The organism is Sorangium sp. So ce1153, from assembly GCF_051521595.1.
Taxonomy (GTDB): Bacteria; Myxococcota_A; Polyangia; order Polyangiales; family Polyangiaceae; genus Sorangium.
In genome coordinates this window covers 4,229,775-4,251,280 of sequence record NZ_CP150361.1, presented here as the reverse complement: position 1 = coordinate 4,251,280, position 21,506 = coordinate 4,229,775, and the positions used below count along the sequence as shown (strand labels likewise).

Below are 21,506 nucleotides of genomic sequence, written 5' to 3'. Positions count from 1 at the left end.
AACGCCCGCAACCGCGAGCGGCATCGGGGCGAGGACGCGGACGGCGTCCCTCGACGAGGCCGGCCCGCGCTACTGCAGCAGCGCGAGCAGGTCCTCCCGCGTCAGCGAGACCGCCCTGTCCGCCTCGCCCAGCGCGGCGCCCGCGATCGCGCGCTTCCGCTCCTGCAGCGCGAGGATCCCCTCCTCGACCGTGTCCTTCGCCACGAGGCGGTGGACCATCACCGGGCGGTGCTGCCCGATGCGATGGGCCCGATCGGCCGCTTGATCCTCGACCGCCGGGTTCCACCAGGGGTCGAGCAGGAACACGTGATCCGCCGCGGTCAGGTTGAGCCCGGTGCCGCCCGCCTTCAGCGAGATGAGCATCACCGGCGGGCCGCCCGCCGACTGGAACGCCGCCACCACGCCGCCGCGGTCGCGCGTCGCGCCGTCCAGGCGGTTGAACGGGATCCCCGCCTCGGTGAGGTGCGGCTCGACGAGGTCGAGCAGCGAGGTCCACTGCGAGAAGACGAGCGCCTTGTGGCCGTCCGCCACGCACTCCTCGAGTGCCTCGAGCAGCCGCATCACCTTGGAAGACGGCGTGACCCGCGACGCCGGCGGCAAGTCCGCGGCGCCGGCGCTCGATCCGGGGATGAGCGCCGGGTGGCAGGCCGCCTGGCGCAGGCGGAGCAGCGCCTCCAGCGCCGCCATGACGCTCGCCCCCTCCGCGAGCTTCGCCACGACGTCCTTGCGCGTGGCCGCGCGCACCGCCTCGTAGAGCTCGCGCTCGGCCTCCTCGAGCTCGCAGTAGAGCACCATCTCCGAGCGAGGCGGCAGCTCGGGCGCCACCTCGCGCTTCATGCGCCGCAGCACGAAGGGGCGGATCTTCTGCCGCAGCTCGGCCGCCGCGCCCTGCACGCCGTCGGCGATCGGCCGGCCGTAGCGGTCCTGAAAGGCGCTGCGCCCGCCAAGCAGGCCGCGGTTCGTGAAGTGGAGCAGGCTCCAGAGCTCGTCGAGGCGGTTCTCGACCGGCGTGCCGCTCAGCGCCACCCGCAGCTCGGCGCGGAGGGCGAACGCGGCCCGCGCCGCCTGGCTGTCGGGGTTCTTGATCGCCTGCGCCTCGTCCAGCACCACCACGTCCCACGCCTGCGCCGCGAGCAGCTCGACGTCGTTGCGGAGCACGGCGTAGGTCGTCAGCGTGATGTCGGCCGCGGGGTCGAGCGCGCGCCGCGCGCCGTGGTAGATCGCGAACCGGAGGCCGGGGCGGAACCGCCGGATCTCGTCGGCCCAGTTGTGGACGACGCTGCGCGGGCACACGACGAGCGTCCGCCCGCGCACCGCGCAGAGCGTCTGCAGCGTCTTGCCGAGCCCCATGTCGTCGGCGAGGACCGCCCCGAGGCCGGCGTCGCGCAAGAACGACAGCCAGTCGACGCCGCGGCGCTGGTACGGGCGCAACGTCGCCGTGAGGTCGGCCGGCAACGGCGCCTCGGGGAGCGACGCGAAGCCGTCGAGCAGCGGCATCAGCTTGTCGAAGCCGGACGGGCGCGGGTGCTCGATCTCGTCGCAGAGCGCCGCCAGCCCCGGGAGCGCCGCCGGCGGCACCTCCTTGTCGTCGCGCCGCGCCGCGAGCAGGTCGGCGACGCGCGCGCCGTACTTCTCGAGCCACGCCGCGGGCAGCGGCGCCCACCCGCCGCCGAGCAGCGGCACGAGCGGCAGGCCGTCCTGCCACGCGCGGATCACGGCCGCGGCGTCCGCGCGCTTCTGCGGTGCGCCGGCGCCGTCGCCCCCGTCGCCGTCGCCCTCCTCCTGCTGACCGCTCGAGAGCGCGAACTCGACGTCGAAGGTGCGGTCGTTGATGACGAAGCGCGGCGAGAGCTCGGCCCGGCCGAAGATCTCGCCCCGCGCGTCGGAGAAGGCGCGGGTGTCCCACGCCTCGAGGCGCGAGGCGAAGCGGATCGCCTCGGCGCCGTCGAAGTCGACCCGGCGACCAGGGATGAGGTGCAGCTCGTCGCGGAGACGGACGAGCAGCACGCGCTCAGCGGCCTCGTCGCGGACCGGCACGGGGCCCGACAGGTGCACGAGCCGGCCGTTCTCGATGCGCGCCTCGGGCGGGTCGCCGTAGACGAGGCTGGGCACGACCGAGAGCGTGTGGTCCTTCTGGCTGAGCTCGAGGAGGATCCGCGGCCGGGACGCGCCGCCCGCGCGGGGCAGGCGGTGGCTCTGGACCGTGACCGGGACGCGCTTCTTCAGCTCCGGCAGGACCTGGGTCACGAGCTTGCCGAGGTCTCCCCGCGAGAACACCCGCCGGAGCGGCAGGCGCTCGAGCTTCGGGCCCGTGAGGTCCGTCTCGCGGAGCAGGTGCAGCGTGCCGCCGCACCGGACGACGCCCGACGCGATGACCTCGTCGATGCGCGGGTCCCGCTCCACGATGAGCGCCACGCCGTCGTCGTGATCGCGCACCATCGCGCGGGGGCCGATCGCCTCGCTGGAGATGCGGACGGGCGCGCCGTCGAGCTCCACGTCGGCGACGCCGGCCAGCGCGGCGAACAGCTCGGGCTGGCGATCCGAGGGGAAATAGCCGTGCTGCTTGGTGCCCACGAGCCGGTCCACCGCGAGGTCCTCGTGCGTCGGGTAGAGCTCGGGTAGCTTCGGCCCGGGCCGCTCGGCGCCCGCCGGGCCCCGCGCGGCGCGGCCGGTGAGGCTGGCGAGCGAGATCCGGAGCGGCTCCTCCGCGCCGCTCGGGTGCACGATCATCCGCTCGAGCGAGAGCACGAGGCCCTTGCGCCGGAGCCGGTACCGCAGCCGGGCTGGCTGGGCCGACGCAGCGGGCTGCCCGGCGGCTGGCTGACCCGACGCGGGCGGCTGACCCGACGCGGGCGGCTGGCCCGATGCGGGCGGCTGACCCGACGCGGGCGGCTGACCCGACGCGGGCGGCTGGCCCGACGCGGGCGGCTGGCCCGACGCGGCTGGCGAGGCCGACACGGCCGGCTGCGAGAGCGAGATGGCCGCCGCGACGGCGTGGGCGCAGGGGTCGACCTTGCCGCCGCAGTCGCACGTCCACTCGGCGTCCGCGGGGTAGAGGGTGACGGTGGGCGCGACGGGCTGGCCCGCCGCCTTGACGCGGATCACGACGGTTTCGCCGCGGTCCTCCCGGCCGAAGGCGGCGCCCTCGCGGGCGAGCTTCACCCCCTGGGACCAGAGGCCCGGAAGACAGGCTTTTCTGATGGCTTCGAGAAGACCCTGCACAGCGACTCCAGACACCGACGCCGACCCCGCTCGGCGCGCTCGCGCGCTCTCCCGGGGACCGGCGCCATCCTTGATCATGTTCACAGGAAGGTGGAGAGAACGCGAAGACTATCAGGCGTCCTGTTCCACCGCCTCGTGTTCCAGAGCCCCGGAGCTCGCCAGGCGAGCGCGGGGCGCTGCTCTAGCAGGAATCCGCGCGCCGCGCGTTGACGAGGCGCACGAGGCGCGCGCTACCTGCGGGTGATGTGCTCCCGGTAGCGGGCGGTGAGCTCCATCCAGCGCAGGGTGAGGATCGGCTCACGCTCGAGCCGGTCCTGCCAGCTCGTGTCGACCGCCTTCCACAGGTCCCGGTCCGCGATGCCGTGGCGCAGGAGCACCTGGTCGAACGACGAGGCCGCCCCGACCGCGGACTCGGCGCAGAGGGCCGCGTACTGCTGCAGGCTGAGCGAGGGCAGCTCGCGCCGCTCGCGCCGCTCGCGCCGCTCGTCGAGAGCGTCTCGCTGCGACGCTGGCTCAGGGGCCGTGGAGCCCGACCGCGCCAGCGCGGCCGGAGCGACGCCGACCTCGCCGAGCTCGCCGCACGGCCGCCGGAGGGTGACCCCCGACCGCGCGCTGCCGCCGTCGAGCTCCAGCAGCTCGGCGTCGGGCGGCAGCTTGATCGTGGGCAGCGGCATGGCCCGCGGCACCTGGATCGTCTCGTCGGTGTCGCCCTCCGACGGGTGGCCCTTGGCGCTCGCCAGCGGGAGTATCCCGGACTGTGGCGCCCAGGTCGCGCGCCGCGGGGGCACCGAGGACTCGGCCCCCCAGGCGCCCCACCGCGAGCCGGCGCGCTCGCCGTTCGGCGCCGAGAACGACAGCACCGGACCGGCGTCGGTGATCTCCATCTGCAGGACGAGCTCGCCGTCCCTGCCGCGGACGACGAGCCGGTCGCCCGAAGGGGTCGCCTCGATCATGTAGCGACGCCCGGACGAGAGCGAGACGGTCGCGGACGGGACGAGCGCGTCGCCCGCCGCCCCCCGCGAGTCGATGGCTTCCTCAGGACTGGGCGCCGGCTGCTGCAGCGCGCGCTCGGAGACGGATGGATCTCCACTCATCGAGACGCCGAGCGTAACGCGGCGAGCGCGCGCATCGCGAGCGCTTTCCGCGGTGATCCAGCGGTCTTCCTTCCTTCCCGCGCGCGGAGGTGGGAGTTGCGCGGCTCGCCTGCGCGCCGCTCGCCTGCACGCCGCGCAGCTGCGCGCGCCTCCGCGGCGCGGCGCGGATGCAGGAACAGTAGGCCGGCCCGGCCCGCGCCTCGACGGTGACCGAAGCGGTGACGCGCAGTTGCGCTCGGGCGCGTCCCGCCACAGAAGGCATACTGGACGCAGCGAGTTTCCATTTCGGAAAATGAACAACTGCGCCCACGCCCGCGCCACGACGAAAAAGTCGGCGCACCGCGCGATTCCTTAGAATTCGCCAGCTCGAACCGCAATGCGCCAGGCGGCGTGATTCCTGGGGTTCAGCGGCGCGATTTCGCCTTGAACGCCTGGATCTGTAGTAAGTCGAGGACCGTGAGCTCTGCCCCAAAGGAGGTCTCGTGAAGAGGACTTGCCTCGCGATTGCGCTGCTGTTCGCCGCGTGCCTCGAAGGTTGTGATCTGACAAGCACCGTGGTTTACGAGACGTGCGCGGAACAGTGCAGCAGAGAGCTCGACCCCGACGCGTGCATCGCTCGGTGCGGCACGTGCCCCGGGCAGTGTGTCAATCCGACGCCGGAGGGCTTCGACGGCCCTGCCCTGCTCTGGGTCGGCAGGACGGTGGATGAGCCCCAGTGCCCTGAGAGCGCCCCCACCACGGTGTACAAGGGGTACGAGACCCCCGACTATCCCATCGAGTGCAGCCGATGCCTGTGCGGCGAGCCAGCGTGTACGCTACCTGACGAGCTCAGGGCGGCCACCTCGATGAGGTGCGATGGATCGCTGCCCGTGCCGCTCGACGCCCGGGACATCCTGAACGGCGCCTGCGTGCCGGCCAACGAGGCCCTGGTGAGCGATCGCAAGTCGCTGCTGCTCGGCTCACCCACGGTGACGCCGTGCGAGCCCATGATCGAGCTCGCCCCCGTGCCGCGCATCCTCCTCTACTCGCGGTGGTACCGCTCCGGGAAGGCGTGCGCTGGCGTGGCCCGGGAGGGGGTCTGTGCCTCTCCGTCGAAGACGTGCGTGCCCGCCGAGCAAATGCGGGACTTCTCCCAGTGCATCATGCACGTCGGAGAGGGCGAGGTGACGTGTCCGCAGGACTACCCGGAGCAGGTCGTGCTCTACGACGGCATGAAGGACGAGCGCCGCTGCACGCCGTGCGAGTGCGGCCCCCCCACAGGGAGCGAGTGCTCTCTGATGCTCCTCTCCTATCGAGACGGGGCGTGCAGCGATCTGCTCACCGCCGGCGTGTCCAGCAAAGACCCGGGCTGCATCGCCCCGACACCCGGAGCCCAGCCCAAGAGCATGAAGGCGATCTGGCACGTCAACGAGCCCGGCAGCTGCGAACCGAGCGGCGGTGAGCTGAAAGGAGAGATCGTCCTCACCGGGCCCAGCACCTTCTGCTGCCAGACACGTCCGGGCAGGAACAGCTACTGACGGCCGCAGCGCGGGCCAGATGCGCCGCGTGCGGGGCTCCCTGAACCACGTCAGGCGTGACCAGACCAGCACGGGCGGGGGAAAGGTCTTCGCCGCAGGGGGGCGCTCGAACGACAAAAATCTCTCACTGGAGAGAAATTAAAAGACCAAGATACAATGCACTCCTTCTGCGCTCGGCCGGGCGCACAAAAGGCTTTACGTGCGCTCCAAAGTCAGTATCTACAGGATCACGACGTGGGGGCGATGACGCCGAGCCCACCTCCGCCGCGCGGCGGAGGTGCAGTGTCCAACCGGCGCCAGCGGTGTTGACGAGGGGGGCCACATGATGGGGTATACCGGCTGGAGGGGAGGCAGCGGGGTGCTTCGGGTCGAGGCGTTCACTCCGCTCGATGCGGCAGAGATCCCGCCCTAGTCGGGACGCCGATGCTACGCGCCGGCTGCGCCGCCATGCTCGTTGTCACCGTGGCAACGGCCCCGGCGCACGCGGATACGCCTAGGTCTGAATCGCAACGGAAGCCGCAGGAAGCGCGACCGGAGACGCAGGAGGAAGACGACATGTTGCGCGGCGAGATCTCCGTGTCCCCGCTGCTCGCGGTGGGCCTCCTCCCCGCGCTCGCCGGAGGGGCCGCGTTCGCCACGACGTTCCGCTGGCAGAACCTGTCGATCGGCGTCGAGGCGCGCATGTTCACCTCCCTGGCGGACACCTTCGCCGACGGCGTCCTGGTCCATGCGAGCCTCGCGATGCCGGCGCTCGGCATCTGCGGTCATCGCGGGGCCCTGTCGCTGTGCGCCGTGTTCGACGCCGGCGAGCTGCGGATCACGAGCGAGCCCGAGGTCAGCATCCACGCGCGCAAGCCCTGGGTCAGCTCGGTGGGCCTCCGGGCGGCCGGGGAATGGCCCTTCTCCGAGCGCCTGTCGCTGCGCGGGTTCGCCGAGCTGCACACGAACCATAGCCGCCCGTCCATCTGGGTGAACGACCGGGAGATATGGCAGGTCCCGCCGCTCTCCGCGGTGGTCGGCGTGGGGCTCGTGCTCCCCGTGGACGCCTTTTGACGGAGTCCCCCAGAGGCCGCTCCTCGGAGGGGGCGCGGCCGAGTCTTTCTCCACTGCCTGGCCTGAACGAGCGGGTCTTGACGCCCCGGTGAGCACCATGTCAGCAACGTCAGCAAGGAACACCGGAGCCGGCGCGGCAACGCTGGAGCGGCCGAGGGGCAGGGCGCCGGCGTGCCTCGTCGCGGCTGCCGCGGCGCTGCTCTTGCCCTGGCGCGTCAGCGCGGCGCCGCAGCGGACCGCGGTGCAGCTCGACTACCGGCGCGCGCCAGGGGCCGAGCGCTGCCCCGGCGGGGCGCTCCTGCGCGAGGAGATGACCAGACAGCTCGGCTACGACCCGGTGGATCCCGCGGCGGACCTGCAGGCCAGCGCCCTCGTGTTCCGCGGGCCGGGCAGGGAGATGCACGCCACCATGGAGCTCCACGACGCCGAGGGCGCGGTCACCTGGTCGCGGCACCTGGTCGCCTACAACGACGACTGCCGGGAGCTCGTCATGAACATGGCGCTCTCGCTCCGCGTCGCCCTCGATCCGAGCCTCCGCGTGCAACCCGCGCCCGCCCCGGTCGCCACTTGGGCGCCCGAGCCCGCGTCTCCCTTCGAGGCTGAGGCCGCGGCGCCGGTGCCCCCCCCGGCGGGGCCCGAGCTCAGGCTCGGGGTCGCGGCGGCCGCGGTGTTCGGCGTCCTGCAGGACACGACCCCTGGCACGGCGCTCCACGTCGCGCTCCGCTATCCTTCCTTCTCGATCGGCCTCGAGGGCCACGTCCAGTGGCCCGCCGCGATGACCGTCGACAGGCAGCCCGTCTTGACGTGGCTCGCGGCGGCCAACGCGGTTCCGTGCTCGCAGGTTCGCCATCTCTTCGCCTGCGCGTTCGTCTCGCTCGGGGTCGCGACGACCTCGAGCGCCGGTGTCGAGCTCGTCGATACATCATCGTTCTGGCTCGCCACGGGGCCTCGCGCTGGCATCGAGATGCCGTTCTCCGACCGGGTCGCCATCCAGGTTTACGGGGATATCGTGCTCCGCCTCTCGGAGCTACGTATCGAGACCCCGGAGGCCGTGCTCTGGGTTCCGCCCTCCGTCGGCGGGCTCGTCGGCGTCCGGGTGGACTTCCGCGTCGCGGGACGGCGCGAGGCGCCCGCGCCCCGCGCCGCGCTCGCGCGGGGCACGGGGGCGCCGCATTGACCAGCTTCGCGGCGGCGACGTCGCCGCGCTCGAGGGGGGAAAGAGATGGGGTCACCTTCACGCAAAAGCACGTCCGTGGAACCTTCCCATGCCTTCATGGCGGCCATCACCGACGAGCATTTCTCGTTCATCGCCCGCTACCTCGCCCGCCTCGGGGTCCGCGCGCAGGACATCGAGGATGTCGCCCAGGAGGTGCTCGCGGGCGCTTACCGCGCGCTGCCGCGGTTCGATCCGAGCCGGGGCAGCGTGCGGTCGTGGCTCATGGGCATCGCCACGCACCAGGCGTCGAATCACTTCCGGCGGGCCCACCGCCGGCGCGAGCGCCTCCGGCCGCTCGACGATCTCGCGGCGCTGCCCGACGGCACCCCCGACTCAGAGCAGCGCGTCATCGCGAGGGATCGGCGCAGCGTGCTCGACAAGCTGCTCGAGGAGATGCCGATGGAGCGCCGCTGCGTGTTCATCGCCCACGAGATCGAGGAGATCGACATGGCCGAGATCGCCGAGCAGCTCTCGATCCCCCTGAGCACCGCGTGGAGCCGGCACCGGCTCGCCTGGGTCGACATCGAGGCGGCGATGCGGCGGTGGCAGGCGCGGCAGCGCGGCCGCGGGCTCGCGCTGATCCCGTTCGGCGCCGGCGCGCTGGTCGAGGAGGCGCGCGCGGATCGCGAGCTCGGGCGCACGCTGCTCGCGCGGCTCTACCGCGGCGCCCGCGGCGCCCTGTCGCGGCGGCGGCTGGCCTTGACGGGCGGCGCGACCTCGAGGGCCGGCGTCGCCGGCGCGCTCCATGCCGTCGCGGTCGTGGCCGTCCCGTTCGCGGGCGCTGCGGTGGCCTTCGCGATCGCGCTGGGCGCGCTGGCCGCCGCCTTGCCCCGGACCCCTGCTGGACAGCGCGCCGCGCCCCCGCTCGCCCTGGTCGCCGTCGAGCCCCCGCCGCAGTCCACGGCGCCCGCGCCCGTGACCATGGCGCCCCCGCCCGAGTCGCTCGCGGCGCCGCCGTCCACGGACGCAGCGTCACCGCCGAGCGCAGCTTCCGCGGCGGCTGTCCCGCGGGACGTCGGCGCCGCGAGCGCGGGTGCCGGGATCGCGCGGAGCGCGGCGCTCCCCGGGCGCTCCACGCCGCGTCCTGCCGCCGCCGCGCCCCCGCGCGCCGCAGTGCGCGCGGTCGCGTCGCGAGATCAGGAGATCGCCGCGGAGCGCGCGCTCATCGACAGCGCGATCTCGGCGTTATCGAGCGGCCGTCGTGCGGAGGCGAGCAGTCTCCTCATCGAGCACCGCAGGCGTTTCCCCACGGGCCGCCTCACGGCCGAGCGAAACGCCGCCCTGAGCGCGCTCCGCGCCAGACCCTTCACCATTCCGCCCCCCTCGCCTCTCTAGCGATCACCCCGTCGACCGTCCATCCGCCAGAATCCCCCCTCTCCTCGTCACCGCGTTGCCGAGTCACCGCGTTGCCGAGCGGGGCTCACCCGCACAGGAGACGGGCCCAGATCGGCGTTTTCGGCGCGCAGGCGTGCTCCAGCACGCCGAGCACCGAAAACGTCGAGGTGGGCCCGTCTCCTGTGCGGGTGAGCCCCGCTCCTCACGTCCGTGGCGATTGGGGGGGGTCTCGCGGCAATGGAGTGCGCACAGAAGAACGTTTTTCGGGGGGCGATTGCTTTTTTTGAGATGGGGGGTCGGCTCCTCCTAATTAAACGAGCATGGGACAACCGCACCGCACCTCCCCTCCGCTGATGCCGATGGATAGACAGCGCGCCTTCGTCCGGCTCTTTCGGGGGAAGACCTACGACTCCGTGTGGAACTGGCTCAAGCGGCTCGGGGTCCCACGCCGCGACCGGCGAGACATCCTTCAGGACGTCTTTCTCGCTGGATACCAGAGCTTCCCCACGTACGACCCGCTCCGCGCGCGGCCGGAGCGGTGGCTCAACCGGATCACCGTCCACGTGGCCGCCCACTACCGCGACCGGGCGCACCACCGGCGCGAGGAGCTGTCGTCCGGCGACGCTCCGCGCGTGGCCGACGAGCGCCCGAACGCCGAGGAGCAGATGGACGCGGAGCAGACGCGATCGCTCATCCTGACGCGGCTCAGCTCGCTGGAGGCGGAGGAGCAACGGATCCTCATCGAGCACGACATCGACGGCGTACCGATGGCGACGGTCGCCGAGCAGCACGGGATCCCGCTGTCGACGGCGTACAAGTGGCGCACGCGCGCGATCGCCTCGCTGCGCGCGCTGCTGGAGGAGCCCCGCGCAGCCCCCGGGCGCCGGCCGACTCCGCGCGCCGCAGCGAGCGGCGCCGGGGAGCTGACCGCGCGGGCGGCGCGACCGACCGCGCCCGCGGAGCGACCTGCCGGGGCGGCCGCCGTGGGTGCGAGGCTGCACGCGAAGCGACCCGCCGCCGACGTGGCCGCCGCGAGCGCCAAGCCGCCCGCAGCGCCTCGCAGGCTGCCCCGGGGCGCCGCCCCGCTTCGCCGGAAGATCGGCGCAGCGCCGGCGCATGCGCCGGCGGGCACGTAGCGGTGGCGCGTGCGGCGCGTGGCGGTGACGCGTGCGGCACGTGGCGGTGACGCGTGCGGCACGTGGCGGTGGCGCGCGCCGCGCGTGGCGGTGGCGCGCGCGGCACGGTGACGTGCGCTTGCGCGCTCGACCGCTCCGGCCAGAAACCGCGCGCCCCGGACGCCCTCGGCAGCCCGCGCGCGAGCGCCTGCGAGAAAATCTTCAGGCCGATCGCAAGAGAAAGCGCCTCCGTCCCACGCGCGGGTAGTCGGGGCATATCGCGACGCGCTATGCTGGAACCTCAACGATGTACTACTCGACCGACGACCTTCGTATTGCAGGGCTCAGGCCCTTGATCCCCCCCGCGATCCTTATCGAAGAGATCCCCGTCAGCCCCGCGGCCTCCGAGACGGTGGCGCTGGCGCGCAAGGCCGCCGAGCGCGTGATCTCGGGCGAAGACGACCGGATCATCGTGGTGGTGGGCCCCTGCTCCATCCATGACCCCAAGGCCGCCCTGGAGTACGCCGCGCGGCTCCGGGAGGCGCGCGACCGGCTCAGCGACGACCTGCTCGTGATCATGCGCGTGTACTTCGAGAAGCCGCGCACCACGGTCGGCTGGAAGGGTCTCATCAACGACCCCGACCTCGACGGGAGCTTCTCGATCAACAAGGGGCTCCGCGTCGCCCGCGGGCTGCTCCGCGACATCGCCGAGCTCGGCCTCGCGAGCGCGACCGAGTTCCTGGACACGATCTCGCCGCAGTTCATCGCCGACTTCATCTCCTGGGGCGCCATCGGCGCGCGCACGACGGAGAGCCAGATCCACCGCGAGCTCGCCTCGGGGCTGTCGTGCCCCGTGGGATTCAAGAACAGCACCGAGGGCGACGTCCAGATCGCGGTCGACGCCGTGCGCGCCGCGCGCGAGGCGCACCATTTCCTGTCCGTCACCAAGCAGGGGATCTCGGCGATCGTGGCGACGCGCGGCAACTCGGCGTGCCACGTCATCCTGCGCGGCTCGCAGCGCGGGCCCAACTACGCGCCCGAGCACGTCCGCGAGGCCGCCGACCGCCTGACCAAGGCGGGCCTGCCGCGCCGGTTGATGGTCGACTGCAGCCACGGCAACAGCCAGAAGGACCCGTCGCGCCAGCGGGCCGTGGCCGAGAGCCTGGGCGACCAGCTGCGCTCCGGCTCGCGGGACATCCTCGGCGTGATGATCGAGAGCCACCTCACGGGCGGCCGGCAGGATTTCGCGCCGGGCAAGCCCGCCACCTACGGCCAGAGCATCACCGACGCCTGCCTCGGCTGGAACGACACGGTGCCGGTGCTCGAGCTCCTCGCGCAGGCGGTGCGGGACCGGCGGGCCAGCAAGGCGGCCTGACCCCACCGGGGCGCGCCCTCGCCCCGCCGGGCGCGCCCTCGCCCCGCCGGGGCGCGCCTGATAGCCGCCTCTGGCGGGGGCTGACGGCGATCGGCCCCATCGACGCGGCCATCCGGCCTGCCGCTCCCTGGGGAGCGCCGGCTCCCCTGCCCCGGCGCCTCCCCGCTCCCCGCGCCACCCGTTCGCCCGCTGCGCCTCGCGCCGGCGCGCGACGCCTCTGCCGCGCGGGCGCGCGACGCGCTATGCACCCGGAGCGCCGCGGAAGGAGCCATCATTCTCTCGGAGATCCTCGTCATCCTCGCCCTCGTGCTCGTGAACGGCATCTTCTCGGGCGCCGAGATCGCGGTCGTCACGATCCGCAAGACGCGGCTCGACCAGCTCGTGCAGTCGGGGAGCCGCCGGGCGCGCGCGGTCAAGCGCCTCCGGGACAACCCGGAGCGCTTCCTCGCCACCGTGCAGATCGGCATCACCGTCGTCGGCGCCACGGCGAGCGCCTTCGGCGGGTCGACCCTGGCGCAGAAGCTCACGCCGGTGCTCCACGCCGTGCCGTGGATCGGGGACGCGGCCGAGGAGCTCGCGCTCGCCGCGGTGGTCGCGCTCGTGTCCTTCCTCTCGCTCGTCCTCGGCGAGCTCGTCCCGAAGTCGCTCGCCCTCCGCAGCGCCGAGCGGTACGCGATGGTCGTCGGCCCGCCGCTCCGCGGGCTCTCGTCCCTGGCCCGGCCGCTCGTCTGGCTGCTCACGGCGAGCTCGAACGTGGTGCTGCGGCTCTTCGGCGACCGCACGAACTTCGTCGAGGCGCGCATCTCGCCCGAGGAGATCCAGCAGATCGTCGACGACGCCGCCCAGGCGGGCTCGGTCGACAAGCGCGCCGGCGAGATCGCCTCCCGCGCCCTCGATTTCGCCGGGCTCACCGCGCTCCAGGTGATGCTCCCCCGCCTCCGCGTCGTGGCGCTCCCGCGCGCGGCCACCGCCCAGGAGGTCCAGCGCATCGTGCTGGAGCACGGCCACACGCGGATGCCCGTCCACGAGGGCTCCAACGACAACGTGATCGGCTACGTCACGATGCCGGAGGTGCTCGCGCTGCTCTGGGGCGACGGGCAGTTCTCGCTGGAGAGCATCCTCCGCCCGGCGTACTTCGTGGTCGGGTCGATGCCGGCCGTCGACCTGCTCGCCGAGATGAAGCGGCGCCGGATCCAGCTCGCCGTCGTGGTCGACGAGCAGGGCGGCATGATCGGCATCGTCACGATGGAGGACCTGGTCGAGGAGCTCGTCGGCGAGATCTTCGCCGAGAACGACGCGCACACGCGCTCCGCCGAGACGATCCAGCGCGAGCCGGACGGGTCGGCGCTCGTGCCCGGCGACATGCCGGTCCACGAGCTGAGCCGGCAGCTCGCGATCGCGCTGCCGGACGACGTCCGCTGGTCCACGGTCGCCGGGCTCTGCATGGGGCTCGCCCGGCGCATCCCCGCGCCCGGCGACGTCGTGACGACCCCGGACGGGGCGGAGCTCCACATCGTCGACGCGAGCCCCCGGCAGATCCGCACGGTGCGGGTCCGCGTGCCGCCGCCCCCGCCGGCCGACCTCGACGACGAGGAGCAGCGCGGCGAGGGCTGAGCGCGCCTCAGGACGCGGGGGCGGGCGCGGCCCCGGCGGACCTCCGCTGGAAGTAGTCGACCACCACGTAGCGCCGCGCGAGGAGCCCGAAGACGAGGGCGGCGATGAAGATGAGCGCCGCGAAGAACAGGTACTGCATCGCGCCCGTGAACACGTTGAGCGCGGCGACGCCGGCGGTGATCAGGTTGCCGACCGTGACGGTGAGGTTCCAGAAGCTCATGATGGTGCTCTTCATCTCGCGCGGCGCCTGGGAATAGGCGAACTCGAGGCCCGTGGTGGACACGAGCACCTCGGCGAAGGTGATGAGCAGGTAGGGCGCGGCCTGCCAGAGCACGCTGGGCCGGCTGTCCGACGTCATCGCGAGCTCGATGGCGGCGACCGCGACGAACGAGAGCCCGGCGATCGCCATGCCGGCGGTCATGCGGCCGAGCGCCGAGAGGCGGAAGCCGCGCCGCTCGAGGGCGGGGTAGAGGATCATCGTGTTGAACGGGATGATCAGCATCACCATGAGCGGGTTCAGCGCCATGAGCTGCGAAGGGGCGAGCCTGTAGCCGAGGACGTCGAGATCCATGCGGGTCGCCTGGACCACCCACGTCGACCCCTTCTGGTCGAAGAGCGCCCAGAACACCGGGATGGGGGCGAAGATCGTCATCACCCGCAGGACGGCCCTGACGCCGTCGATCGCGCCCTCGGGGTGCCGCCCGCGCGCCGCATCGAGGAAGCGCCCGCGCGCGGCGACGCCACGCGCGTCGCGCCCGCCCCGGACTCCGTCCCAGAGGACGCGAAGGAACGAGTGGGGGTTCTCGCCGGTCGGGGGCACGTGCACGTACCTGTCGCGCCCCATCCAGAACACGAGCGTCGCGATCAGCATCAGGACCCCGGGGATCCCGAACGCGACCCGGGGCCCGAACCACTCGAGCGTCTTCGGGATCAGCGCCGACGCGAAGAACGATCCGAAGTTGATGATCCAGTAGAAGAGGGCGAACACGTGCTTGACGAGGTGCTTGTTCTCCTCGGAGAACTGGTCGCCGACGTGCGCGGAGACACAGGGCTTGATCCCGCCCGAGCCGAGGGCGATGAGCGCGAGCCCCGCGTAGAAGCCGGTCGGGCTGCTCTCGAAGAGCGCGAGGCAGGCGTGCCCCGCGCAGTAGACGAGCGAGAGCCAGAGGATCGTCCGGTACTTCCCGAAGAAGCGATCGGACAGGAAGCCGCCGAGGAGCGGGAAGAAGTAGCAGGCGCTCACGAACAGGTGGTAATTCGCCTTCGCCACGTGCTCGTTGATCAACATGGTGTTGATCATGAAGAACGTCAGGATGTTCTTCATGCCGTAGAAGCTGAAGCGCTCGCACCCCTCGTTGCCGATGATGTACTTGATCTGCGGGGGGAACGTGTCCGTGCTCGAAGCGGTTTGCGTCATGGCAGGCCCTCGATCGCGCGCCGCGCGCCCAGGCCCTCGTAGACCGCCTCCACCGCCCCGGCAATCGGCTGCGCCCGGCGCATCCGGCGCGCCCAGCCGTCCCGAAAAGACGCGCTGAAGCCGCCGAGCGGCCGGCGCGGGGCGTCACGGCGCTCGCCGCGCACCCCGCTGCTCCCGGCTCGGGCGCGCTGCCGTCGTTCCCGCGTCGTCCCCGCGTTGTTCCCGCGCGAACAACGCGCCTCCCGGCCCGGTGCGAAATGCCCCGCTGCGGCGCGACGCCGCGGCAGCGCGCCCCTCGACCGGCCCGCGGCCGCCGTGAAACACGGTACGCGCATTGCTTTGACTGCCAAAGGATCGTCGAGCAGGCATCGAGAGATTTCATGACCGTGCGACCCGGCCGCACCGCCCGGCGCGCGGTCGTCGGGGTCTCCCGCTCCATGACGCGCCGCTCGCGCGCATCCAGCAGGAGCCAGACAGCATGAAGTGGTCATTCAAGGTCGCCCGGATCGCCGGCATCGACGTCAATGTGCACGCGACGTTCGGCCTCATCGTCGCCGTGGGAGCGCTCGAGTGGAGCGGCCGCCACGGCGCCCAGGGGGCGCTGTTCGGCGCCGCGCTGATGCTGGCGCTCTTCGCCTGCGTGGCCCTGCACGAGCTCGGTCACAGCCTCGTGGCCAGGCGCTTCGGGCTCACGGTGCGCGAGATCCTGCTCCTGCCGATCGGCGGCGTCGCGATGCTCGTGGGCCGCCCGGAGAGGCCGCTCCACGAGCTGCTCATCGCGCTCGCCGGCCCCGCCGTGAACGTGGCGCTCGCCGCCGCGCTCCTCCTCGTGAACGGCGTGCTCGGCTTCCTCCCGGGGCTCACCGAGCTCGGGGCGGCGTCTAGCCCCTCGCTGCAGACGGCGCTCCTCTGGCTGCTCGGCGCCAACATGGCGCTCGCGGTGTTCAACATGATCCCCGCCCTGCCCCTCGACGGCGGGCGCGTGCTCCGGGCGGGCCTGTCGATGGCCGTGGGCCCGGCGCGCGCGACGTCCGCGGCCGCCGCGATCGGCCAGGTCATCGCCGTCGCGCTGTTCGCCTTCGCCCTGCTCTCGGGCCACCTCGTGCTCGCGTTCATCTCGGTGCTCGTGTTCCTCGGCGCCTCGCAGGAGCGGGCGACGGAGCGCGCGCGCACGATCCTCGGCGACGTCCCCGTCGGGCGCGCCTACAACCGCCGCGCGATCGCCCTGTCGCCCTGCGACCGCGTGAACGACGCCGCCGAGCACATCCTCACGACCTACCAGACCGACTTCGCGGTCATGCTCGAGGGGGAGCCGATCGGCGTGTTGACGCGGGCCGACGTGATCCGCGCGCTCGCCGAGGGCGCGGGCAGCGCCTACGTCGCCGGGCTCATGCGGCGCGAGGTCGTCCGCGTGGGCGCGGATCGCTCGCTCGACGAGGTGGCGCGCCTCATGTCCGAGAAGAGCACCCCTGTGGTCGCGGTGTACGACGGTGAAAGATACCTGGGCCTCATCAGCCACGAAGACATGGCCGAGGCGCTCACGCTGCTCCAGTTCCTGCCGGCGCCGCGGCAGGGCGGCGCCGCGTCACAGGCGGCGCCGCGCGCGCAGTGGACGTGACCAGCGCACCCGCGCGCGGAGCGGCGGCGGCGGCGGCGGTGGTGAAGAACGACGTGACGCGCGCCGGCGAGACCCGCGCGCGAGCCCTCGTCAGGCCGCGGCGCAAGCATTGACAGCCTGGAAGGCCATCAGCGTATCCTCCCCCCTCGGCTCCTCGTCACGACCCCCGTCGCCGGCATCTCTGCCGAGGGAAGGCTCATGCAAAAGCTCAGATCGCGCTTCAGGCTCGCGCCGACGTATACCCTGCTCTGGCTCGCCGCGGCGGTGCTCGCCGCCATGGCGTCGTGCTCGGACGGCGGCACCACCACGCCGTCGTGCGTCGCTCCGGACACGGACTGCGGTGGCGTCTGCGTCAACACGAACATGGACGCGAGCAACTGCGGCGCGTGCGGCGTCACCTGCGAGGGGGGCCAGATCTGCGCGGCGGGGGTCTGCGTGGACGGCCCGACCTGCGACGAAGGCGAGACGGCGTGCGGCGACAGCTGCGTCGATCTCCAGGACGACGAGGCGCACTGCGGCAGCTGTAACAGCGCCTGCGAGGACGGCCAGACCTGCGAGAACGGCGCCTGCCAGGAAGGCTGCCCCGCGGGGCGCGCCGACTGCGGCGGCTCGTGCGTCGACACGGCGTCCAACCCGGACCACTGCGGCGACTGCGACACGGCGTGCGACGAGGGCCAGACCTGCGAGGCCGGCGCGTGCCAGGACGCGGGCTGCTCCGAGGGGCTCACCGACTGCGACGGCGCCTGCGTCAGCACCGAGACGGACGAGGAGCACTGCGGCGACTGCGAGACAGCGTGCGGCGAGGATCAGACCTGCATCGACGGCGCGTGCGCGGACGGCTGCGGCTCGGGGCTCACGGCCTGCGGCGAGGCGTGCGTCGACGTCGAGACCGACTCCGCGAACTGCGGTAGCTGCGGCGCCGCGTGCAACGACTCGCAGGTATGCCAGTCCGGGATGTGCGCGTGCACGGTCGGCCCGGGGCGGGACCTCGGCAGCGCCGTGCCGCAGATCGTGAACGGCACGACCGCCGGCGGGTCGAACACGTACGCACCCTCGTGCGTGGCCACGAGCTCGAGCGAGCGCATCTTCTCGTTCACCGCCGCCACCGCGGGCGTCTACTCCTTCGACAGCAGCAACTCCCAGTACAACGTCGTGCTCGCCGTGCTCGACGCGGCGGGCTGCGCCGAGCTCGAGTGCAGCGCCGACCCGGGCGCCGCGGTCGTCACGGTCGACATGGCCACGGGCCAGACCGTCTATATCGTGGTCGACGGCGCCGATGACGAGACGGGCACCTTCGAGCTGAACATCACGCGCCGGAGCGCCTCGACCTGCCCGGCGGGCACGCTCGATCCCTCGGTCCCGCAGACGATCACCGGCAGCACGGTCGGCCGGCCCAACAGCGTGAGCCCCAGCGTGACGACGGAGTGCGGCGACTCGGACAGCCCTGACGCGGGGTACGCGTTCACGGCGCCGGTCGCCGGCGACTACACCTTCGACACGTTCGGATCGGCGTTCGACACGATGCTCCACGTGCGCAACGCGACCTGCCGGGGGGCGCAGCTCGCGTGCAACGACGACACGGAGGTCGAGCAGTCCGAGGTCACGGTGACGCTCGAGGCGGGCCAGACCGTCGTGATCGTTGTCGACGGGTCCCGCGACGAATCGGTGGGCGCGTTCACGCTCAACGTCCGGCGGGCCGTCCCGCCGGAGGTGTGCGACGGCAAGGGCGTGTGCGGCGATTCCGTCGAGGGGTGCGTCGCGTGCGCGTTCGAGGGGAACTGCGCGGACGAGCTCTCCGCCTGCACCGACAGCGAGGCCTGCCTCGAGTACGTGAGTTGCATCCGCACGTGCGCCACGGATACCTGCCGGGAAGCCTGCAGGGCGGGAGCCCCGGAGAGCGCCGCGCTCTTCGACGCGGCCCTCGTCTGCGCCTTGTGCAACGAGTGCCCGCTCGACTGCGCCGGGACCGACGAGGTCACGTGCCGGTGAGCCGCGGGGCGCGTTAGAAGCGGGGCGCCGGCCGTGGTAGGTGCGCGCGAATGCAGCGCGTCTTCAACGGCCATTTCTGGCACGGCCATTTCTGGACGATCGCTCCCTGGCTCAAGCACCAGATTCGCGCCACACCGCTCCCGCCTTCCTCCCCCTTCTCGGTGGATGTCGACGACCCCGCTGCCGGGCCTGTCCGGCTGCTCGGCAAGATCCGCCACCGGGAGGGGGCGAGGGCCATCCTCGTCATCGTCCACGGCCTCGGCGGCACGGCCGAGAGCTACTATGTGGTGACGGCCGCCGCGCAGGCCGAGCGCGCCGGGCTCGCGTCCCTGCGCCTCAACCTGCGCGGCGCCGCGGGCGACGGGGCCGGCATCTACCACGCCGGCCTGTTCTCCGATCTGCACGCCGCCATCGCCTCCCCCGAGCTCGACCGGTACGAGCGCGTGCTCCTCGTCGGCTACTCGATCGGCGGGCACATCGCGCTCCGCTACGCCGCCTCCGGCGCGCACGACCCGCGCGTCCGCGCCGTGGCCGCCATCTGCCCGCCGCTCGATCTCGAGCGGTCGGTCACCGCCATCGACCAGCCGGAGCGCTGGCTGTACCGCCGGCACGTGCTGTCGGGGTTGAAGGAGATGTACGCCGCCGTCGCGTCCCGCCGCGCCGTGCCCCTGCCCGTCCGGGAGGCGCTCGCGATCCGCACGATCCGCGAGTGGGATCGCCGCATCGTGACACGCTGGTTCGGCTTCCAGAGCCCCGATGCGTATTACGCGAGCGAGAGCGCGGCCCCGCGCCTCCGCGACCTGGCCGTCCCGTCGCTGATCGTCGCGACCGAGGCCGACCCGATGGTGCCGCTCGACACGGTGCGACCGGCGCTCGAGGCGCACCCCCTCTCGCCGCTGCTCGACGTCCAGTGGCTCCAGCTCGGCGGGCACGTGGGCTTCCCGCAGGCGCTGAGCCTCGGGTTCGGGGCCGTGCCAGGCCTGGAGTCCCAGGTCCTCCACTGGCTGGAGCGGCGCTGAGGCGCGCGCGGCGCCCGGGTGGCCGCGCGCGGCGACAGCGTCACGCCGGCGCGAGCGCGTAGACGTCGACGTCCACGCCCGGGCTGTAGAGCACGTGCGGCGCCCCCTCGGGCGCGGGCAAGCCGGCCGCGGCGACGACGCTCTCCTCGACCTGGCTCACCTCGGCGCGGTGGAGCGGATAGGGCACGTGGTGCACCTGTCCCATCTCGAGCTCGCCTTCGCGCCCGGCGAACAGCAGGTAGCGCTCGGCCAGGAAGTGCTCGAACGTCCCCGGCGCCGCGGCGCCCCCGTCGATCGCCGCGCCGACGCGATAGCGCGCCTCGAAGCGCGCGGGCACGGGGCCGGGCCAGCGCCGCTCGCTGCGATAGTGGACCTCGCCGTCCCGCGACTCGAGCGCCATCGAGGCGAAGTGATAGGGCAGGTGCCAGCCGGCCCGGGCCACCAGGACCGCGAGGGCCTTGGCCGCGTCCAGGCTGAAGAACCATACGCCCGGGTCCCGCCCCTCCCGGTGCACGTAGGTGCGGACGTTGAGCTCGTGGAAGTTCGAGATCCCCGGCACGCTCGGCGACCACCAGGGGCTGACGTCGCGCATGGTGAAGGCGACGACGCCGACGTAGGCCCTGCCCTCGAAGGTGTCGAGTTCGAGGCCGGACGGCACGACGGCGCGGAGCGCGGAGGCTGGCGTCTCCCAGTGGAGGAAGAGCAGCTCTCTCCACCGTTGGAAGCCCGCCGGGCGGCCGGAAGGACGGAGCGTGGGAGCGAGTCGATCCACGGTGACCGCAGGATAGGGCAGCGCGGCGCGAAGATCCCCCCTCGCGGTGGACGACGGCATGGGGATATCCTGCCCGCGGCAGCGGACGGAGACGGACGGCGACCAACGGCAACGGACGGCAACGACGGAGACGGAGCGGAGGGCAGGATGAAGAAGCTCATCAACGCGCCGGAAGACCTGGTCGGCGAGGCCCTCGAGGGCATGGCCCTGGCCCACGCCGATCTCCTCCGGGTGAACGCCGCGCCGCTCTTCGTCACGCGCGCGGAGGCGAAGGGCAAGGGCAAGGTCGCCCTCGTCTCGGGCGGCGGCAGCGGGCACGAGCCGCTGCACGCCGGGTACGTCGGGCGGGGCATGCTCGACGCCGCCTGCCCGGGGGCCGTGTTCACGAGCCCCACGCCGGACCAGATCGCCGAGGCGACGCGGGCGGTCGACGGCGGCGCCGGCGTGCTCCACATCATCAAGAACTACACCGGCGACGTCATGAACTTCGAGATGGCCGCCGAGCTCGCGCGGGAGGCGGGCACCTCGGTCGAGGGCGTGCTCGTGAACGACGACGTGGCGGTCGAGGACAGCCTCTACACGGCCGGGCGGCGCGGCGTGGGGACCACCGTCCTCGCCGAGAAGATCTGCGGCGGGGCCGCCGAGGCGGGGCGCCCGCTCGACGAGGTGGCGGCGCTGTGCCGGCGGGTCAACGCCCACGGCCGCAGCATGGGGATCGCGCTCTCCGCGTGCACCGTGCCGCACGCCGGCAAGCCCTCGTTCGAGCTCGGCCCGGGCGAGATGGAGGTCGGCATCGGCATCCACGGCGAGCCCGGCCGGCGCCGCGCCCAGCTGGAGCCCGCGGACCGGGTGGCCGAGATCCTGATGCAGCCGATCCTCGACGACCTGCCGTTCAAGCCCGGCGACGACGTGCTCCTGTTCGTGAACGGCATGGGCGGGACGCCGCTCATCGAGCTCTACGTCATCTACCGCAAGGCCCAGGCGATCGCGCGCGAGCGCGGCCTCAGGGTCACGCGCAGCCTCGTCGGGCCGTACATCACGTCGCTCGAGATGGCCGGCGTGTCGGCGACCCTGCTCAGGCTCGATGACGAGATGATCCGCTGGTGGGACGCGCCGGTGCACACGCCCGCGCTTCGCTGGGGAGCCTGAT

Annotated in this window: 16 protein-coding genes; 11 read left to right on the top strand and 5 right to left on the bottom strand. The window is 72.8% G+C overall.

All coding sequences use genetic code 11. The features are described from left to right. Positions 1-69: 69 nt before the first annotated feature. Together WME85_RS15125 and WME85_RS15120 are read right to left on the bottom strand one after the other, a co-directional pair. Positions 70-3,222 carry an SNF2-related protein gene (locus WME85_RS15125; protein WP_437838915.1) on the bottom strand — a complete coding sequence of 1,051 codons (3,153 nt, stop codon included), beginning with the start codon at positions 3,220-3,222 and terminating at the stop codon, positions 70-72. A gap of 230 nt (positions 3,223-3,452) precedes the next feature. After that, on the bottom strand, positions 3,453-4,316 hold the full coding sequence (locus WME85_RS15120; RefSeq protein ID WP_437838913.1) for a hypothetical protein: 864 nt from the start codon (positions 4,314-4,316) through the stop codon (positions 3,453-3,455). Between the two features lie 482 nt (positions 4,317-4,798). Between WME85_RS15120 and WME85_RS15115 the strand changes: the two genes are divergently transcribed. The 7 genes from WME85_RS15115 to WME85_RS15085 all read left to right on the top strand — a co-directional run bounded on the left by WME85_RS15115 (position 4,799) and on the right by WME85_RS15085 (position 13,541). Then, complete coding sequence (locus WME85_RS15115; RefSeq protein ID WP_437838911.1) at positions 4,799-5,833, top strand: hypothetical protein; 1,035 nt, start codon at positions 4,799-4,801, stop codon at positions 5,831-5,833. Between the two features lie 555 nt (positions 5,834-6,388). Next, entirely contained in the window at positions 6,389-6,886 is a 498-nt protein-coding gene (locus WME85_RS15110) for a hypothetical protein (protein WP_437838909.1), read from the top strand. 97 nt (positions 6,887-6,983) lie between these two features. Next, on the top strand, positions 6,984-8,063 hold the full coding sequence (locus WME85_RS15105) for a hypothetical protein (protein ID WP_437838907.1): 1,080 nt from the start codon (positions 6,984-6,986) through the stop codon (positions 8,061-8,063). Positions 8,064-8,138: 75 nt separating this feature from the next. After that, positions 8,139-9,437, top strand: coding sequence for an RNA polymerase sigma factor (locus WME85_RS15100; protein WP_437838905.1), 1,299 nt, complete (start codon positions 8,139-8,141; stop codon positions 9,435-9,437). A gap of 359 nt (positions 9,438-9,796) precedes the next feature. Further along, positions 9,797-10,573, top strand: coding sequence for an RNA polymerase sigma factor (locus WME85_RS15095; RefSeq protein ID WP_437838903.1), 777 nt, complete (start codon positions 9,797-9,799; stop codon positions 10,571-10,573). Positions 10,574-10,859: 286 nt separating this feature from the next. After that, positions 10,860-11,927 carry a 3-deoxy-7-phosphoheptulonate synthase gene (locus WME85_RS15090; RefSeq protein WP_437838901.1) on the top strand — a complete coding sequence of 356 codons (1,068 nt, stop codon included), beginning with the start codon at positions 10,860-10,862 and terminating at the stop codon, positions 11,925-11,927. Between the two features lie 270 nt (positions 11,928-12,197). After that, positions 12,198-13,541, top strand: coding sequence for a hemolysin family protein (locus WME85_RS15085; protein WP_437842301.1), 1,344 nt, complete (start codon positions 12,198-12,200; stop codon positions 13,539-13,541). A 7-nt stretch (positions 13,542-13,548) separates the two neighbouring features. Here WME85_RS15085 and WME85_RS15080 read toward each other — a convergent pair whose 3' ends face one another. Then, the gene (locus WME85_RS15080; protein ID WP_437838899.1) at positions 13,549-14,958 is read right to left on the bottom strand and encodes a POT family MFS transporter; all 1,410 of its coding nucleotides are present in this window, start codon (positions 14,956-14,958) and stop codon (positions 13,549-13,551) included. Next, the gene (locus WME85_RS15075; protein ID WP_437838897.1) at positions 14,955-15,122 is read right to left on the bottom strand and encodes a hypothetical protein; all 168 of its coding nucleotides are present in this window, start codon (positions 15,120-15,122) and stop codon (positions 14,955-14,957) included. The genes WME85_RS15080 and WME85_RS15075 overlap by 4 nt, the downstream gene beginning before the upstream one ends. A gap of 314 nt (positions 15,123-15,436) precedes the next feature. Here WME85_RS15075 and WME85_RS15070 point away from each other — a divergent pair, with 314 nt between their 5' ends. The 3 genes from WME85_RS15070 (at position 15,437) to WME85_RS15060 (ending at position 19,584) form a co-directional block, all read left to right on the top strand. After that, complete coding sequence (locus WME85_RS15070) at positions 15,437-16,576, top strand: site-2 protease family protein (protein ID WP_437838896.1); 1,140 nt, start codon at positions 15,437-15,439, stop codon at positions 16,574-16,576. Between the two features lie 198 nt (positions 16,577-16,774). After that, a complete protein-coding gene (locus WME85_RS15065; protein WP_437838894.1) occupies positions 16,775-18,565 on the top strand; it encodes an MXAN_6577-like cysteine-rich protein in 1,791 nt (596 codons plus the stop codon). A gap of 50 nt (positions 18,566-18,615) precedes the next feature. Further along, positions 18,616-19,584, top strand: coding sequence for a YheT family hydrolase (locus tag WME85_RS15060; protein ID WP_437838892.1), 969 nt, complete (start codon positions 18,616-18,618; stop codon positions 19,582-19,584). 40 nt (positions 19,585-19,624) lie between these two features. Here WME85_RS15060 and WME85_RS15055 read toward each other — a convergent pair whose 3' ends face one another. Then, positions 19,625-20,416, bottom strand: coding sequence for a YqjF family protein (locus WME85_RS15055; RefSeq protein WP_437838890.1), 792 nt, complete (start codon positions 20,414-20,416; stop codon positions 19,625-19,627). An 87-nt stretch (positions 20,417-20,503) separates the two neighbouring features. Here WME85_RS15055 and dhaK point away from each other — a divergent pair, with 87 nt between their 5' ends. Further along, positions 20,504-21,505, top strand: coding sequence for a dihydroxyacetone kinase subunit DhaK (gene dhaK, locus WME85_RS15050; RefSeq protein WP_437838888.1), 1,002 nt, complete (start codon positions 20,504-20,506; stop codon positions 21,503-21,505). Position 21,506 lies beyond the last annotated feature (1 nt).

Excerpts from the sequence above, each read along its gene's own strand:
- WME85_RS15120 (WP_437838913.1), bottom strand. The coding sequence starts at position 4,316 with ATGAGTGGAGATCCATCCGTCTCCGAGCGCGCGCTGCAGCAGCCGGCG.
- WME85_RS15110 (WP_437838909.1), top strand. The coding sequence starts at position 6,389 with ATGTTGCGCGGCGAGATCTCCGTGTCCCCGCTGCTCGCGGTGGGCCTC.
- WME85_RS15105 (WP_437838907.1), top strand. The coding sequence starts at position 6,984 with ATGTCAGCAACGTCAGCAAGGAACACCGGAGCCGGCGCGGCAACGCTG.
- WME85_RS15095 (WP_437838903.1), top strand. The coding sequence starts at position 9,797 with ATGGATAGACAGCGCGCCTTCGTCCGGCTCTTTCGGGGGAAGACCTAC.
- WME85_RS15090 (WP_437838901.1), top strand. The coding sequence starts at position 10,860 with ATGTACTACTCGACCGACGACCTTCGTATTGCAGGGCTCAGGCCCTTG.
- WME85_RS15080 (WP_437838899.1), bottom strand. The coding sequence starts at position 14,958 with ATGACGCAAACCGCTTCGAGCACGGACACGTTCCCCCCGCAGATCAAG.
- WME85_RS15070 (WP_437838896.1), top strand. The coding sequence starts at position 15,437 with ATGAAGTGGTCATTCAAGGTCGCCCGGATCGCCGGCATCGACGTCAAT.
- WME85_RS15065 (WP_437838894.1), top strand. The coding sequence starts at position 16,775 with ATGCAAAAGCTCAGATCGCGCTTCAGGCTCGCGCCGACGTATACCCTG.
- WME85_RS15060 (WP_437838892.1), top strand. The coding sequence starts at position 18,616 with ATGCAGCGCGTCTTCAACGGCCATTTCTGGCACGGCCATTTCTGGACG.
- WME85_RS15055 (WP_437838890.1), bottom strand. The coding sequence starts at position 20,416 with ATGCCGTCGTCCACCGCGAGGGGGGATCTTCGCGCCGCGCTGCCCTAT.
- dhaK (WP_437838888.1), top strand. The coding sequence starts at position 20,504 with ATGAAGAAGCTCATCAACGCGCCGGAAGACCTGGTCGGCGAGGCCCTC.